We start from the raw sequence: 2,796 nt of genomic DNA, 5'->3' as shown, positions 1-2,796 counted from the left end.
TTTCTGGTGCGTACCGGGTTGAGAAGCGGTGTAAGTGAACTGCAGTTGCCATGTTTTACGGCAGTGAGAGCAGAGATAGCGCTGATGTCCGGCAGTGCTTTTGCCGTTACGCACCACCCCGTCAGTAGCTGAACAGGAGGGACAGCTGATAGAAACAGAAGCCACTGGAGCACCTCAAAAACACCATCATACACTAAATCAGTAAGTTGGCAGCATCACCCGTTCCGGCTTATAATCCCCGGCCTTTGATTATTTTTTTATCATTTCTGGAAGCAAAATGAGCTCTATCTCCCTGATCCAACCGGATCGCGACCTGTTCTCCTGGCCGCAGTACTGGGCCGCCTGTTTTGGACCGGCACCGTTTTTGCCGATGTCTCGTGAAGAGATGGATCAACTTGGCTGGGATAGCTGCGACATCATTTTGGTTACTGGCGACGCGTATGTCGATCACCCAAGCTTCGGGATGGCGATTTGCGGTCGTATGCTGGAAGCGCAGGGCTTTCGCGTCGGGATCATCGCCCAGCCGGACTGGAGCAGCAAAGACGACTTTATGCGTCTGGGTAAACCGAATCTGTTTTTCGGTGTTACTGCTGGCAACATGGATTCGATGATCAACCGTTATACCGCCGATCGCCGTTTACGTCATGACGATGCCTACACGCCGGATAACGTCGCGGGTAAGCGCCCGGATCGCGCCACACTGGTTTATACCCAGCGTTGTAAAGAGGCGTGGAAAGATGTACCGGTGATCCTCGGCGGTATTGAGGCTAGTCTGCGTCGTACCGCACATTATGATTACTGGTCCGATACCGTGCGCCGTTCCGTGCTGGTGGATTCGAAAGCCGACATGCTGATGTTTGGTAACGGTGAGCGTCCGCTGGTGGAGGTGGCGCACCGTCTGGCGATGGGCGAGCCGATTAGTGAAATCCGCGATGTGCGTAATACCGCGATTATCGTGAAAGAGGCCCTGCCTGGCTGGAGCGGCGTGGATTCCACCCGTCTTGATACCCCTGGAAAAATCGACCCAATCCCGCATCCGTATGGTGAAGATTTGCCGTGCGCGGATAACAAACCGGTGGCACCGAAAAAGCAGGAAGCCAAAGCCGTAACCGTGCAGCCACCGCGCCCGAAACCGTGGGAAAAAACCTACGTGTTGCTGCCTTCTTTCGAGAAAGTGAAGGGCGATAAAGTGCTGTACGCCCATGCTTCGCGTATTCTGCACCACGAAACCAACCCAGGCTGTGCCCGCGCATTGATGCAAAAACACGGCGACCGCTATGTGTGGATCAACCCGCCTGCTATTCCGCTTTCTACCGAAGAGATGGACAGCGTTTTTGCGCTGCCATACAAGCGCGTGCCACATCCGGCCTATGGCAATGCCCGTATTCCGGCTTACGAAATGATCCGTTTTTCGGTCAACATTATGCGTGGCTGCTTTGGCGGCTGCTCTTTCTGTTCTATCACCGAGCACGAAGGGCGCATTATTCAGAGCCGTTCCGAAGATTCGATCATTAATGAGATCGAAGCGATCCGCGACACCGTTCCAGGTTTTACGGGCGTAATTTCCGATCTCGGTGGGCCAACTGCCAACATGTATATGTTGCGCTGCAAATCGCCACGCGCTGAGCAAACCTGCCGCCGTTTGTCGTGCGTTTATCCGGATATTTGTCCGCACATGGACACGAACCACGAACCAACGATCAACCTCTATCGCCGTGCGCGTGATCTGAAAGGCATTAAAAAGATCCTGATTGCCTCTGGTGTGCGTTATGACATCGCCGTGGAAGATCCGCGCTATATCAAAGAACTGGCGACCCATCACGTCGGCGGTTATCTGAAGATTGCCCCGGAACATACCGAAGAAGGGCCGTTATCGAAGATGATGAAGCCGGGCATGGGCAGCTATGACCGCTTTAAAGAGCTGTTCGATACTTACTCAAAACAGGCAGGTAAAGAGCAGTATCTGATCCCCTATTTCATCTCCGCGCACCCCGGTACGCGTGATGAATATATGGTGAATCTGGCGCTGTGGCTGAAAAAGCATCGTTTCCGTCTCGACCAGGTACAGAACTTCTACCCATCGCCGCTGGCGAACTCAACCACCATGTATTACACCGGGAAAAACCCGCTGGCGAAGATTGGTTATAAGAGTGAAGACGTCTTCGTACCGAAGGGCGACAAGCAGCGTCGTTTGCATAAAGCGTTGTTGCGTTACCACGATCCGGCAAACTGGCCGTTAATCCGCCAGGCGCTGGAAGCGATGGGTAAAAAGCATCTGATTGGTAGCCGTCGCGATTGCTTAGTGCCTGCGCCAACCATTGAAGAGATGCGTGAAGCTCGTCGCCAGAACCGCAATACCCGTCCGGCGTTGACGAAACATACGCCGATGGCGACCCAGCGTCAGACGCCTGCTACGGCAAAAAAAGCGTCGTCTACGCAATCTCGTCCGGTGAATGCTGGTGCGAAGAAACGGCCTAAAGCGGCGGTTGGACGTTAAATTCGCTGTTCCCGGTAGCAGAATTGCTACCGGGGATATTACATCAGAATCTATCTCATTAGGCATTTATTTATATGCCGAAATGGGTAATGCTGCCAACTTACTGATTTAGTGTATGATGGTGATTTTAAGGTGCTTGCGTGGCTTCCATTTCCATCAGATGTCCTTCCTGCTCCGCTACTGAAGGCGTGGTGCGTAACGGCAAAAGCACTGCCGGACATCAGCGCTATCTCTGCTCTCATTGCCGTAAAACATGGCAACTACAGTTCACTTACACCGCCTCTCAGCCCGGTACGCAC

At 53.3% G+C, this 2,796-nt stretch carries 3 protein-coding genes; 2 read left to right on the top strand and 1 reads right to left on the bottom strand.

Annotated elements, in window-relative coordinates; translation table 11 throughout:
• A partial coding sequence (locus BFF42_RS14410; protein ID WP_000179192.1) for an IS1 family transposase occupies positions 1–165 on the bottom strand: 165 nt, incomplete at its 3' end.
• Positions 166–277: 112 nt separating this feature from the next.
• Between BFF42_RS14410 and BFF42_RS14405 the strand changes: the two genes are divergently transcribed.
• Together BFF42_RS14405 and BFF42_RS14400 are read left to right on the top strand one after the other, a co-directional pair.
• Entirely contained in the window at positions 278–2,497 is a 2,220-nt protein-coding gene (locus BFF42_RS14405) for a YgiQ family radical SAM protein (RefSeq protein ID WP_000095194.1), read from the top strand.
• A 140-nt stretch (positions 2,498–2,637) separates the two neighbouring features.
• Positions 2,638–2,796, top strand: a 159-nt coding sequence (locus BFF42_RS14400; RefSeq protein ID WP_032277379.1) for an IS1 family transposase, incomplete at its 3' end; no start/stop codon positions are given.

This window comes from Shigella sp. FC1661, from assembly GCF_001712525.1.
Classification (GTDB): Bacteria; Pseudomonadota; Gammaproteobacteria; order Enterobacterales; family Enterobacteriaceae; genus Escherichia; species Escherichia coli.
The sequence above is the reverse complement of the archived record's forward strand: the minus strand, read 5'-3'. Positions and strand labels throughout refer to the sequence as shown.